The organism is Streptomyces lavendulae subsp. lavendulae (assembly GCF_002803845.1).
Lineage (GTDB): Bacteria > Actinomycetota > Actinomycetes > Streptomycetales > Streptomycetaceae > Streptomyces > Streptomyces lavendulae.
This window is the reverse complement of the sequence record NZ_CP024985.1, coordinates 7,512,564-7,524,644: the sequence shown is the minus strand read 5'-3', so window position 1 is coordinate 7,524,644 and position 12,081 is coordinate 7,512,564. Positions and strand designations below refer to the sequence as shown.

9 protein-coding genes are annotated in these 12,081 nt (G+C 73.5%); 2 read left to right on the top strand and 7 right to left on the bottom strand.

Translation table 11 applies throughout. From position 1 onward, the window contains the following. Positions 1 to 316: 316 nt before the first annotated feature. Entirely contained in the window at positions 317 to 1,912 is a 1,596-nt protein-coding gene (locus SLAV_RS33675) for a phospholipase D-like domain-containing protein (protein ID WP_030234440.1), read from the top strand. Positions 1,913 to 1,937: 25 nt separating this feature from the next. Here the strand turns inward: SLAV_RS33675 and SLAV_RS33670 are convergent, their stop codons facing one another. The 6 genes from SLAV_RS33670 to SLAV_RS33645 form a co-directional block, all read right to left on the bottom strand. Further along, positions 1,938 to 2,324 carry a hypothetical protein gene (locus SLAV_RS33670; protein ID WP_030234438.1) on the bottom strand — a complete coding sequence of 129 codons (387 nt, stop codon included), beginning with the start codon at positions 2,322 to 2,324 and terminating at the stop codon, positions 1,938 to 1,940. A 337-nt stretch (positions 2,325 to 2,661) separates the two neighbouring features. After that, complete coding sequence (locus SLAV_RS33665; RefSeq protein ID WP_030234436.1) at positions 2,662 to 3,579, bottom strand: MurR/RpiR family transcriptional regulator; 918 nt, start codon at positions 3,577 to 3,579, stop codon at positions 2,662 to 2,664. Between the two features lie 125 nt (positions 3,580 to 3,704). Continuing rightward, positions 3,705 to 4,499: a hypothetical protein gene (locus SLAV_RS33660; protein WP_030234435.1), complete on the bottom strand. Its 795-nt coding sequence runs from the start codon at positions 4,497 to 4,499 to the stop codon at positions 3,705 to 3,707. After that, positions 4,499 to 5,764 carry a VWA domain-containing protein gene (locus SLAV_RS33655; protein WP_030234433.1) on the bottom strand — a complete coding sequence of 422 codons (1,266 nt, stop codon included), beginning with the start codon at positions 5,762 to 5,764 and terminating at the stop codon, positions 4,499 to 4,501. The genes SLAV_RS33660 and SLAV_RS33655 overlap by 1 nt, the downstream gene beginning before the upstream one ends. Positions 5,765 to 5,828: 64 nt before the next feature. Further along, entirely contained in the window at positions 5,829 to 7,022 is a 1,194-nt protein-coding gene (locus tag SLAV_RS33650) for a cytochrome P450 family protein (RefSeq protein WP_030234430.1), read from the bottom strand. An 83-nt stretch (positions 7,023 to 7,105) separates the two neighbouring features. Beyond that, the gene (locus SLAV_RS33645) at positions 7,106 to 9,367 is read right to left on the bottom strand and encodes a HelD family protein (RefSeq protein ID WP_037687824.1); all 2,262 of its coding nucleotides are present in this window, start codon (positions 9,365 to 9,367) and stop codon (positions 7,106 to 7,108) included. Positions 9,368 to 9,605: 238 nt separating this feature from the next. On the opposite strand from SLAV_RS33645, the gene SLAV_RS33640 reads away from it, so the two are divergent. Next, complete coding sequence (locus SLAV_RS33640; protein WP_037687823.1) at positions 9,606 to 11,489, top strand: galactose oxidase early set domain-containing protein; 1,884 nt, start codon at positions 9,606 to 9,608, stop codon at positions 11,487 to 11,489. 15 nt (positions 11,490 to 11,504) lie between these two features. On the opposite strand, the gene SLAV_RS33635 is transcribed toward SLAV_RS33640, so the two are convergent. Further along, positions 11,505 to 12,080: a MarR family winged helix-turn-helix transcriptional regulator gene (locus tag SLAV_RS33635; RefSeq protein ID WP_078950476.1), complete on the bottom strand. Its 576-nt coding sequence runs from the start codon at positions 12,078 to 12,080 to the stop codon at positions 11,505 to 11,507. Between the last annotated feature and the right edge of the window lies 1 nt (position 12,081).

Genomic DNA, 12,081 nt, shown 5'->3' with positions numbered 1-12,081 from the left:
GATGCACCTTTCGGGAAGAAGCGGAACAGTCCCCGAAGGTAGGGCGGGGGGCTCCCGCTGTCCGGGCGGCGTTCCGCGTCGCGCCGACTCCAATCCGAATGGCCGATACGCCCGCTCCCCGACGGCCCACCGGACGCCGCGATTCCGTCAGCACTTTTCGGCCATGCCCGCAGAGGGGTCCCTCCGGAGGTGGCCGGAAGTCGACGGACGGAGATGAACAGAGCCCTACGGGCTGGTAACTTGCGCGAGTTGATCAAGGCTGGGGCCCGATTCCCGGTGCCGTCCGGCCTGAGCCACCCCCATCCAAGGAACCACATTGGCACGCACCGTCCGCACGACGGCCCTCACGCTCGCGCTCTCCCTCTCCTCCTTCGCCCTGCTGTCCGCCGCCCCGGCGTACGCCGACTCCCCCACCCCGCACCTGGACGCGGTGGAGCAGACCCTGCGCCAGGTCTCCCCCGGCCTGGAGGGCTCGGTCTGGGAGCACACCGCCGGCAACCGCCTCGGCGCCTCCGCCCCCGGCGGTTCCGACTGGCTGCTGCAGAGCCCCGGCTGCTGGGGCGACCCGGCCTGCACCGAGCGCCCCGGCTCCCGCCGGCTGCTGGAGAAGATGCGCGAGGACATCGCCCAGGCCCGGCAGAGCGTGGACATATCCACCCTGGCCCCCTTCCCCAACGGCGGGTTCCAGGACGCGATCGTGGCCGGCCTGAAGGAGGCGGTGCAGAAGGGCAACCGGCTCCAGGTGCGCGTCCTGGTCGGCGCCGCGCCGATCTACCACGCCAATGTGATCCCGTCCTCGTACCGCGACGAGCTGCTGGCCAAGCTGGGGCCCGCGGCGGCGAACATCACGCTCAACGTGGCGTCGACGACGACCTCGAAGACCGCGTTCTCCTGGAACCACTCCAAGATCGTCGTGGTGGACGGCGGTTCGGTGATCACCGGCGGCATCAACAGCTGGAAGGACGACTACCTCGACACCGCCCACCCGGTGAACGACGTCGACCTCGCGCTGTCCGGTCCCGCCGCGGGCTCGGCCGCCCGCTACCTCGACACCCTGTGGGACTGGACCTGCCGCAACAAGAGCAACTGGGCCAGCGTCTGGTTCGCCTCCTCCGGCGACGCGGGCTGCATGTCCACCCTGCCCCGCCCCGCGGCCCCGGCGGGCGGCGGCGACGTCCCGGCCCTCGCGGTCGGCGGCCTCGGCGTCGGCATCCGGCAGAGCGACCCGGCCTCGGCCTTCAAGCCCGTCCTGCCGACGGCCCCCGACACCAAGTGCGTCGTCGGGGTGCACGACAACACCAACGCCGACCGGGACTACGACACGGTCAACCCGGAGGAGAGCGCGCTGCGGGCGCTGGTCGCGAGCGCGACCGGGCACATCGAGATCTCCCAGCAGGACCTGAACGCGACCTGCCCGCCGCTGCCCCGCTACGACGTCCGGCTCTACGACGCCCTCGCCGCGAAGCTGGCGGCCGGGGTGAAGGTGCGCATCGTCGTCAGCGACCCGGCGAACCGGGGCGCGGTCGGCAGTGGCGGCTACTCCCAGATCAAGTCGCTGTCCGAGGTGAGCGACGTCCTGCGGGGCCGCCTCCAGGCCCTGACCGGCGACGCGGGCCGGGCGAAGGCCGCGATGTGCGACGGTCTGCAGCTGGCGACGTTCCGCGCCTCCGACAAGGCGACGTGGGCGGACGGCAAGCCGTACGCCCAGCACCACAAGCTGGTCTCGGTGGACGACTCGGCCTTCTACATCGGCTCGAAGAACCTGTACCCGTCGTGGCTCCAGGACTTCGGCTACGTCGTCGAGAGCCCGGCCGCCGCGAAGCAGCTGGCGGACGGCCTGCTCGCCTCCCAGTGGAAGTACTCGCAGGCGACCGCCACGTACGACTACGCGCGCGGCGTCTGCCAGGGCTGAGTCCGGACGCGGGGGCGCCCCGGGATCAGCGCTTGCGCTGGGCCGGGGTGCCCACGAGGAGCGCCTCGGAGACGAGGCGGACGCCCCGGGAGAGGCGGCCGAGCTGTTCGAGCTCGATGGCGTACATCCTGATCGTGTTCTCGATCACGGACTCGGCGACGCCCATCATCGGCAGATCGGCCCGGCTGGTGTGCAGGGCCACGCGCACCGCGCGCATCTCGTGCTGCAGCTGGAGCTGGACGTGGCGGGCGAGCAGGGCGTGGTGACGGGTCAGCGTCAGGTAGCTGCCGTAGCGGGCCGGGAGCAGGTCCCGCAGCCAGCGGGTGGCGCTGCGCTCCCAGTCGTGCGAGCCGGGGGACTTCACCTGGAGGGGCCAGTCCGGGCTGCGCGTGAGGGTGGCCGTCTGGGACATTCTCGTCACTTCCGAGTGGTGGTCGAAGCACTGATCGAGACACTGCGTAGGGGGGCGGCCTCGGCCCAGGGGTTGACCGAGGCCGCCAGGGGGGCGCTCCGCCGGATCCGAAAGCCCTGACCCGTCACCCGGTCGCGCCGTGAGGAGGAGCGGCGTACTGGGTGGCTGTTCGAAGAGGACGTGGGGTCGCCCTCCCTGGCATCTGGTGGATCCGGAACGCCGCCGTCAGTAAACATATATACCGTCGAGTATGCAAGGGTATGAAAAATTTCATACATGACCGGGCGCTGAATATCCGCCTGCGGCGAGGGGTCCCGCGAAGCCTCCGCGGGACCCGTCAGAGGAAGAATCCGTGCTGGTCAGCGACCTGCTCGTACTGTTCGAGCCGCGCCTGGGTCCGCTCGGGATCGGCGTCGGCCATCGCCTGGAGCAGGGCGGCGGAGAGCATGCCGGGAGCCGCGTACGAATCGAAGACCAACCGGGATCCGGTACCGGCCGTCAGCACCACGTCCGCCTCCTCCACCAGCGGTCCCAGGGTGGGGTCGGTGATCAGCACGACCCGCAGGCCGGTGCTGCGCGCCGCCCGCAGGGCCGCCAGGGTCTCGTTGGCGTGCCGGGGCATGGCGAAGGCGATCACCCAGCTGCCCCCGGCCGCCCGGGACTGGAGCAGGGCGTCGTAGGCCACGCTGCCGCCCCGGGTCACCACCCGGACGTCGGGATGGATGCGGCGGGCGGCGTAGGCGAAGTATTCGGCGAGGGACACCGAGATCCGCAGGCCCAGGACCGTCAGCGGGACCGAGCGGGCCAGGTCGCGGCCGATCTCCAGCACCCGGTTGGTGTCGGCGAGCAGCCTGCGCACGCTCTCCAGGTTCTCGATCTCGGCGTCGACGGCGGCCTGGAGCTCGTTGTGGCGGATCTGCTCGCGGCTGTCGGGGGTGCCGGCCACCGCGCTCAGCGCCATCGGCTGGAGCACGTCGCGCAGCGCGGGATAACCGCTGAATCCGAGCGAGGCCGCGAAGCGGGTCACGGAGGGCTGGCTGACGCCGACACGTTCGGCGAGCTCGGTGATGGAGAGGAACGCGGCCTCGGTGAGGTGGTCGATCAGGTACTGGGCGATCCGCCGCTGGCCCGGGGAGAGCCGGTGGCCGTCGAAGAGCGCGAGGAGCCGGTCGGCCGGCGGCTTCTCCCGTTCCTGGGGGACCGCGCCCGGCGTGATCGCGGCCGCCTGTGCGCGCGCCTGCTGCCCCGATGACACCGGAGGGCCTCCTTCTCACGTCACTCGTGTTCCAACATAGCCGACGCTCCGTGGCCGGTTGATCATTGTGCCGTGCGGGGCCGTCCCGTCCGCGGACGGGACGGCCCCCTGCTCCTCCGCTCCCGTCAGGCCTCGGCGCGGGGCCTTCCGGGCCGGCCCGAGCCCCGGGTGAGGGAGTACCCGTAGATGCCCGCGAGGGCGCCGAGGATCCCGCCGGCGGCGGTCCACAGCCAGCGGTCGGACCACCAGCCGCCGGACCAGCCGTCCTCGGGCGCACGCGCCGCGCGCTGCTCCTCGGAAGCGCCCGCGATGCCCGGGACCAGGGGTTCGGCCAGGGCCGCGTCCACCGCCGCGGCGCCGCCCATCTCCTTGATCCCGGCCTCCACCTGGGCCCGTACGGGCAGGCCCAGGTCCTCCTCGGGGAGCCCGGCCACCGTCAGGCGGACGTAGTAGCTGCCCGGCAGGGGGTCGTTGGACCAGGCCTCGGCCCCGGAGCGGACCGTGCGCAGCACGCAGTCGAGCTCCACGGTGGCGGCCTCCCGGGCCGCCGTGGCGGTCTGGGTTCCGTAGGTGCAGGCCTGGCGGCGGCGCAGTCCGTCGTAGACGTCGAGCCGCCAGGTGGAGGCGCCGTGCCGGGAGGCGGCCTCCGGAAGGGTCACCGAGGCGCGCACGGTGGCCCGTTGGCCCGCGTCCACGGGCAGGACCCAGTACAGGTAGTCGCCGGTGGAGCCGGCGGCGGTGGCCTTCTGGCCCGGGCGGAACGCGGTCGCCGTGCGGAAGCCGGTTCCGGCCTCGGTGGGGCCCTCGCCCTTCTGGCCCGCGCTCGGCGTGGGGCTCGGGGCGGCGGTGGCGGCGGACGCCGGGGCGAGGAGGGCGGCCCCCGCCAGCAGGGCCGCCGTCAGGGTGCGTACGGTACGCATCAGTTGGTCCTCCAGACGGAGATGCGCCAGCGCGAGATCCAGCCCCAGACCAGCCCGGCGAGCAGGCCGGTGAGCACCAGCAGGCCCAGCAGCCACCAGCCCCGGCCGAGGCCGAAGGAGGCCACGTCGGAGGGCTCGTCCGGGCCGTCGACCAGGTCGATGGTCAGCTCGACGGGCATGCCGGGCGCGGTCTTGACGGCCGGGCCGGCCGAGAAGGAGTTGCTGACCTGGAGGCAGACGGTCTCGGGGGTCTCGGAGGCGTCTCCGTCCAGGGGGGCCTTCGGGTAGCGCAGGCCGGTCGAGATGACGTCGGTGCGGCCGTCGCCGGCCTCGGAACCGCGGACGATCTCCCGCCCGTGGACGGTGGACGCGCGCAGTATGACGCCGTAGTCGTTGTTGACGGCGCGGTCGGCGCCGATGCTGACCGAGGCGCGCAGTTCCTGTCCGGGGCGGACGTCGACGCGGTACCAGCGGTGCTCGCCGAAGGTCTCGCGGTCGCTGTAGAGGCCGGCCTTCAGCTGCGGGGCGCCTTCGCACTGCTTGGCGCCCTCGGTGGCCACCGGGGTGACCACGGGATCGGCGGCCCGGTCGACCAGCTGTCTGACCCTGCCGGAGAGTTCGGCGGTGTGCGCCACCGAGGTGTAGGTGCCTCCGGTGGCCTCCGCGATGCAGGTGAGCTGCGCGCGGGTCTTGGCGTCGGGGACGAGGCCGAGGGTGTCGACGACGAGGTGGATGCCCTTGGCGGCGATGTCGCGGGCCACTTCGCACGGGTCGAGCGGGGCGCAGGTGTCCTCGCCGTCGGTGATGAGCACGATGCGGCGGGTGGCGTTGCCCCCGTCGAGGTCCTGGGCGGCGGCCTGCAGGGCGGGGCCGATCGGAGTCCAGCCGGTGGGGGCGAGGGTGGCGACGGCGGTCTTCGCCTCGGTGCGGTTGACCGTGCCGACGGGGTAGAGCTGCTTGGTGTCCTTGCAGCCCAGCGCCCGGTCGTCACCGGGGTAGGTGGCCCCCAGGGTCCTTATGCCGAGCCGGACTTCGTCGGGCACCGCGTCCAGGACCTCGTTGAAGGCCTGTTTGGCGGCGGCCATCCGGGACTGGCCGTCGATGTCGGTCGCGCGCATCGATCCGCTGACGTCGAGCACCAGCTCGACCTTGGGGGGCTCTTTCGCGGGTCCGTCGGCGGCGACGGCATTCGTGGGCAGGAGCCCCGCGGTCAAGGCGACGAACAGGCCGCAGGCCCCGGCCGCCAGCCGTTTTCTTGTGATCATCGCCGGATCGTATTGAGGATCCAACGGCAAACCAAAACGTCCCCCGGCGGGCGGCGTTCACCCGCTACCAGCGCACCGGGAGGCTGCTCACCCCGCGCATCAGACTGCCGGGGAGCCACTGCGGGGGTCCGCCGGCCGGGTCCTCGGCCAGGTCGGGGAAGCGTTCCAGCAGGGCGCGCACCGCGATCCGGCCCTCCATGCGGGCCAGCGGGGCGCCGATGCAGAAGTGCAGCCCGTGTCCGAAGGCGAGGTGGCCCTGCGGGGCCCGGTGGATGTCGAAGACGTCCGGGTCGGGGAAGCGGCCCGGGTCGCGGTCGGCCCCGGCCAGCGAGGCGAGCACGACGGCCCCGGCGGGGATCACCACACCGCCGAGCTCCACGTCGGTGGCGGCGTAGCGGTAGGTGGAGTTCTGGACGGGGCCGTCGTAGCGGAGCATCTCCTCCACCGCCCCGTCGAGCAGTTTGCCGGGGTCGGCGCGGAGTTCGGCCAGCTGGGCGGGGTGGGCCAGCAGGGCCCGTACGCCGTTGGAGATGAGGTTGACGGTGGTCTCGTGGCCGGCGACCAGCAGCAGGAAGGCCATCCCGATCAGCTCGTCGGGCGAGAGCGAGTCCCCGTCCTCGTCGCGGGTCCGGATCAGGGCGCTGAGCAGGTCGTCGCCCGGGTGGTCGGCCTTGCGCGCGACGAGCTCCGCGAGGTAGCCGCTCAGGTGCAGGTGGGCCTCGTTGCCGACGACGCCGGGCACCGGGGTGACGACGGCGTTCGACCAGTGGCGGAACCGCTCGCGGTCGAGGTCGGGGACGCCCAGGAGTTCGCAGATCACCGTCATCGGCAGCGGGAAGGCCAGCGCCCCGACCAGGTCGGCGGCCCGCTCGGGGCGGGCGGCCATGGCGTCGAGGAGTCCGGCGGTGGTGCGCTCGACGAGCGGACGCATCTCCTGGACCCGGCGGGAGGTGAACTCGCGGGCCACCAGGCGGCGCAGCCGGGTGTGCCGGGGCGGATCGGACTCCAGCATGTTCGAGTTGGCCGCGGTGGGTTCGAGGCCGGGGAAGGTCCCGGAGTGGCGCCAGTCCTTGAGCAGGGACGGGTGGTTCAGGGCCTGGCGCACCTCCTCGTACCCGACGACGATCCAGCACGGGGCGTCGTCGGACGGGCCGCCGCCGACCCGGTGCACCGGTCCGGCCGCGCGCAGCGCCGCGTAGAAGGAGTAGGGGTCGGCGGCGAAGTCCTCGGCGCCGGAACTTATGTCGACCACGGGCATCTGATCACCGTACGACGGCCGCGGGCCCCGGGAGACGGGCGGATCCGGCCACTTCTCGCGCGTGCGGCCGGATCCGCCCCGGCTCAGCCGTCCAGCCCGTCGGGCAGCCGGCCGGTGTGCAGGACGCCCAGGTGCTGGGTGGCGCGGGTGAGCGCCACGTAGAGGTCGCTGGGCGGGAAGTCGGCCGGCTCGGCCACGATCACCGTGTCGAACTCCAGCCCCTTGGCCTGGCGCGGGTCGAGGAGCACGACCGGCCGCGTGAGGTCGGGCTCCTCCCCCGCCCGTACGCCGGGCAGGGCCCCGGCCAGCGCGGGGTGCAGGGGGCGGGGCGCGATCACCGCGAGGCGGCCCTCGGCCGGGGCGTCGGTGCGGACGGCCTCGGCGACGGCGCCGGGCAGGTCCCCGGTCCCGCGCACCCAGGGGCGCACGCCGGTGGAGCGCACCGAGCTCGGCGGTTCGAAGCCGGGGTGGTGGGCGCGCAGGACGGCGGCGGCGACCTCCATGATCTCTGCGGGCGTGCGGTAGTTGACGGCGAGCCGGACGCGTTCCCAGCGGTCGCCGACGTACGGGTCCAGGATCTGGCGCCAGGAGCCGCAGCCCGCCTCGTCGCCGGTCTGGGCCGGGTCTCCGACGAGGGTCATGGAGCGGGTGGGGCAGCGGCGCATCAGCAGGCGCCAGGCCATCTCCGACAGTTCCTGCGCCTCGTCGACGATCACGTGCCCGAAGGCCCAGGTGCGGTCGGCGGCGGCGCGTTCGGCCGTGGTGCGGTGGTCGGCCTCCTCGTGCCGCTCGGCCATCCGTTCCGCGTCGATGATGTCGTGGGCGGCGAGGTACTCGTTCTCCATGTCCTCGAACTCGTAGGACTCGGAGCCCTGGGAGAGGTCGAGGACGCCCTGGGCGTAGTCGATGCGCTCCAGCCGGGCCCGCTCGGCGGCGGCGCGTTCGGCGCTGTCGTCGATCCCGAGCAGTTCCGCGGCCTCGTCGAGGAGCGGGACGTCGGCCGGGGTCCACTCCCCCGCGGTCCGGCGGATCAGGTCGGCGTCCGCCCCGCTCAGGTGGGAGGGTTCGGCGAGGAACCCGGTGATCAGCTGCTCCGGGGTGAGGTGCGGCCAGAGGCTGTCGATGGCGGCGTGCACGTCGGCGCTGGTGGCGATCTCCTTGCCGAGCTGGGCGGCGTCGTCGGGGCCGAGCAGGTTGGGGCCTCCGTAGGGGTCGGCGCCGAGCCGGTCGACGAGCTGTGCGGTGAGGGCGTCGATGACGGCGAACGCGAAGTAGGGGCGGGCCAGGTTGTGCGGCAGGGCGGTGGAACGGGCCCGGTCGCGCGCGGCGTGGGCCATGGTCCGGTCGAGCAGGAGCGTCCCGTAGTCCTCGTGGTCGATCTCCAGGGCCGGTTCCGGAACCGTGTCGCTCTCCTCGCCGCTGCCCGCGGGCACGCCCTCGGGCAGGGTCTGGTGGTCGGCGACGACCCGGGCGAGGACCTCGGCCATGGCGCCGCGGCCCTTGACCGCGGCGGCGCCGGGGCGGTCGGTGCCGGTGGCGCGGACGCCGGGGAAGAGGTCGCCCGGGGAGGACAGGAGCACCCCGGTCTCGCCGAGGGAGGGCAGCACCTCGCCGATGTAGCCGAGGAAGGCGGGGTTCGGACCGACGATCAGTACGCCGCGCTGGGCGAGGAGCTCGCGGTGCGCGTACAGGAGGAAGGCGGCGCGGTGCAGGGCGACGGCGGTCTTGCCGGTGCCGGGGCCGCCCTCGACGACCAGGACGCCGCGGTGGGACGAGCGGATGATCCCGTCCTGTTCGGCCTGGATGGTCCGCACGATGTCGTGCATGCGGCCGGTGCGGGCGGCGTCGAGGGCCGCGAGCAGCACGGCGTCCGCGTCGGCTCCCTCGTAACCGGTGCGTTCGGTGTCTGCGAGGTCGAGGATCTCGTCGTGCAGGGCGGTCACCTCCCGTCCCCGGGTGGTGATGTGCCGGCGGCGGCGCAGCCCCATCGGGACGTACCCGGTGGCGAGGTAGAACGGGCGGGCCGTCTCGGCGCGCCAGTCGAGTACGAGGGGGGTGCGTTCGGCGTCGTCCTGCCTGATCCCGATCCGGCCGATGTGGTGGTCGCGGCCGTCGGAGAACTCCAGCCTGCCGAAACAGAGACCGTGTTCCGCCGCGTTCAGCGCGGCGACGAGACCGGACTGTTCGGCGACGACCACGTCGCGCTCCAGCCGTTCCTGGAATCCGTTGCCGCCCTGGCGCAGCGCCGCGCGGACGGCGCGGTCGGCCTGGTCGCGCAGGTCTTCGAGGCGCGCGTACAGCTCGGTGACGAATTGCTGCTCACTCTGAAATGCGATGTTTGACAATTCCACTCCCGGCGCGATACGATGCCTCTACGAAGCTTCGCCATGCCCATATTCCGCATGGCGTGAACCATTGAATATACGCGCACGCATGCCCCGGACGCCAATGTGGCCCGGGGCATTTTTTACGTCCCGGCGCGCGCGGGCCCCGGGGAAACGCACCCGTGCGGTACGAGGTGTTTCATCCCGTTTCTTCTAGCATGGGCCGTCCCGACCCGGCGGTTGCCCACCGAGGAGACGCATGCCCCGAGCAGCACACCGGTCCGTCGTACGATCCACCGTCCTGTCCGCGGGGGTCCTGTTGTCCGCGCTGGCCGTCGCGGCCTCGGCCGCCGTCCCGGCCACCGCCGCCGGGCCGCCGCGGCCCCCGGCGCACGACGGCGACCGGGGGGACGCGCACCCCGGCGCGGCGGCCGCGGCCGGGGCCGACCCCGCCGAGGCGGCCCTGATCGGCGAGGAGCACGCGCGGGCCCACGCCGGGCGCCGCCGGGCCGCCCGGGACGCCGGGGGCTACCCGCAGGCCACCCGTACGGCGAGCCTGGCCGCGCTGACGGACTCCCAGGCGCGCGCCAACGCCGCGTTCCCCGCGGCCCGGTTCGGCCGGTTCGCGGAGTTCTTCCCCTCCCCCGACTTCGGGGTCCACCTCGCCCAGCTCCCCACCGGCAAGGTGCTGCTGTTCTCCTTCGAACGCGTCGAGACCGACCCCACCAAGGAGACCGGCCCCACCGACCGGATCGGACGGACCAACGCCGGCCGCGCCTTCCTCTGGGACCCGGCCCGCGGGACGGGTGCGCGGGCCTTCAAGGAGGTCCGGCCGCCGACCGTCCTGATGCCCGACGGCACCCACTCCCCGCGCCCCGCCCCGTTCTTCTGCGCCGGACACGCCTTCCTGCCCAACGGGATGGTCGCCGTCTTCGGCGGCAACAACGGCGGCAAGGGCGGCAGCGGCGCCCGGCTCTCCTTCGTCTTCGACCCCTGGACGGAGACCTGGTACCGCAACCGGGACATGTCGGTGGGCCGCTGGTACCCCTCGGTGGTCACCGGCGCGGACGGCCGCCAGATCATCATGTCGGGCCAGTCCGAGCGCGGTACGGGCACCCCCACCCCGGTGGTGGAGCGGTTCCCGGCGAAGCGGCTGCCCGTCCCCTGGCGCACGTACGACATCCCCCTCGACATCGCCTCGGAACGCTTCGGCGCGGACGCGCCCTTCCGCAACGACTACCCGCACCTCTTCTCCCTGCGCGACGGCATGATCTACGGCCTGGGCCGCGACGCCGACCAGCAATGGCTGTTCGACCCCGTCAAGGAGACCCGCCGCGACCTCCCCCGGCGTCCGGCCGACTTCCGCGGGTACGGATCCGCCGTACCGCTCCCGGCCGGCCTGCGCGGCCCCGACTCGGTCCTGGTGCTCGGCGGCGACCCGCACGACCCGAACACGTACCGGCTGTCGGGCACGGGGTGGAGCACGGAGGAACCCCGCGCCTTCGGCCGCACCCAGGACGACACCCTGATCCTGCCGGACGCCACCCTGCTCACCGTCAACGGCGCCCTGAGCACCCGGGACTACGGCAACGGCCCCTTCAACCCGAAGGCCGACCTCAAGTACCGGCAGACCGAACTGCGCGGCGCCGACGGCCGCTGGCGGCTGGGCCCGGCCCAGCGGCTGCCGCGCGGATACCACTCCAACGCCCTGGTCATGCCGGACGGCCGCGTCATGGTGACCGGAGACGAGCTCCAGCAGATCGCCAACGACCCCGACATCCGCGACGCGATGGACGGCAGCATCGAGCTCTACGAACCCGCCTACCTGCACCGGGGCCCCCGGCCCGCCCTCGACCGGGCCCCGGGGGGCGCACTCCCCCACGGCGCGGCCTTCGAGGTGCGCAGCTCCACCGCGTCCGCCGTGCGGCGGGCCGTCCTGCTGGCGCCGACCACGGTCACCCACGCGGTGAACACCAGCCAGCGCCACCTGGAGCTGGCGGTCACCGGGGTGCGCGGGGACACGATCACCCTGCGCACCCCGGCCACCCCGGCCGACGCGCCGCCCGGGTACTACATGCTCTTCCTCCTGGACGGCCGGGGCGTCCCCAGCACGGCGAAGTGGCTGAAGCTCGGCGTCCGATAGCGCACCGGCCGCCGCTCAGGACTCCGCGGGCGGCTCCACCCGGGCGAGCCAGGCGGTGAGGAGCGCCTCCAGGCCGGCGGCCTCGGCGGGGCTCAGCGCGTCGAGGAGGGCGTGCTCGTTGCGGATGTGGTCGGCGAAGGCGCGGTCGATCACCTCGCGGCCCGCCGGGGTGAGGGCGACCACGCGGCCGCGGCCGTCGGCGGCCGACCGGCGGCGGGTGACCAGCCCGTCCCGCTCCAGCCGGTCGATCCGCTTGGTCATCGCACCCGTGGTGACCATCGTGTGGGCGGCCAGCTCGCCGGGCGCCCGCTCGAAGGGCTCACCCGCCCGGCGCAGGGCGGCGAGAACGTCGAACTCGCCCTCGCCCAGGCCGTGGCGCCGGTAGACGGGGGTGAGCCGTTCGGTCAGCAGCAGGCCGAGGCGGTGCAGCCGGCCGATCACCGCCTGCGGGGCCACGTCCAGGTCGGGGCGCTCACGGGCCCATTCCGCCTGGATGCGGGCGACGTGGTCCTGCGGAGCGGCGTGGTCCTGCGGAGCGGCGTGATCCTGCGGAGCGGCGTGATCCTGCGGACCGCTCTTGATTGCTTCCATG